The sequence below is a fragment of the Kitasatospora sp. MY 5-36 genome, from assembly GCF_001182915.1.
Classification (GTDB): domain Bacteria; phylum Actinomycetota; class Actinomycetes; order Streptomycetales; family Streptomycetaceae; genus Kitasatospora.
In genome coordinates, this window is sequence record NZ_LFVW01001355.1 from 1 (window position 1) to 788 (window position 788).

Annotated in this window: 1 protein-coding gene; it reads right to left on the reverse strand. The window is 79.1% G+C overall.

What is annotated here, in order from left to right; translation table 11 throughout:
- Positions 1-788: helix-turn-helix transcriptional regulator (locus AE652_RS42410; RefSeq protein ID WP_049661594.1), on the reverse strand; the 788-nt coding region annotated here is incomplete at both ends.

Genomic DNA, 788 nt, shown 5'->3' on the forward strand with positions numbered 1-788 from the left:
GTGGGCCTGGGCGACGGCGGTCCAGGCCCGGAGCCCCGGCAGGGGAGGCGCGGTGGTCCGGGCGGCCTCGGCCAGGGCGAGCGCGGTGGCCGGGTCGCCGTGCCACCAGTACAGGGTGCTCTGCCGGGCGAGCAGCGCGGCCGCGGTGATCCGGTCGCCGGTCGCGCGTGCCCACTCCAGCCCGGTGGCGTACCAGCTGAGCGCGCGGGCGTGGCGGTCGCCCTCGAAGTGGGCCCAGCCGGCGAGTTCGGCGTACTGGGCGGCGAGCGAGCGGTCGGCGGCGGGGTGGTCGCGGGGGTCGGGGTACTGGTGCGGGTCGGGGTGCGGCCGGCCGAGCAGGGTGTGGGCGTGGTGCTCCAGGACGGTGGCCAGCTCCTCGCCGCCGATCCGGCCCGCGGCGGCGCGGTAGACGGCGAGCAGCTGGGCGAGCACCTCGACGGTGGCGGCGTCCGGCGGGCCGGTGGCGGTGGTGTCGAGCGGTGGCCGGGTGGCGGCGGCGCGTTCGCCGAGGTGTTCGCGCTCCTGCTGGACGGCCTGCCAGAGGTCCGCCAACTCGCCGTCGGCGTGCAGGAGTTCGTCGGCCCGGGCGGGCATTCCGGGCGGTGGCCAGCGGTGGGCGTTCTCCACCCGGCTGATCAGCGAGTCGTGGTAGCCGAGCAGCCGGCCGAACTCGGCCTGGCTGAGGCCGCGGGCCTCGCGCCAGTGGCGCAGTCGGCGGCCGAAGCGCTGGCGCGCGGACCCGGGTCCCGTGCGGGGCGGCGGCGGAGGCGGCTGGGGTGGCGGCGGCG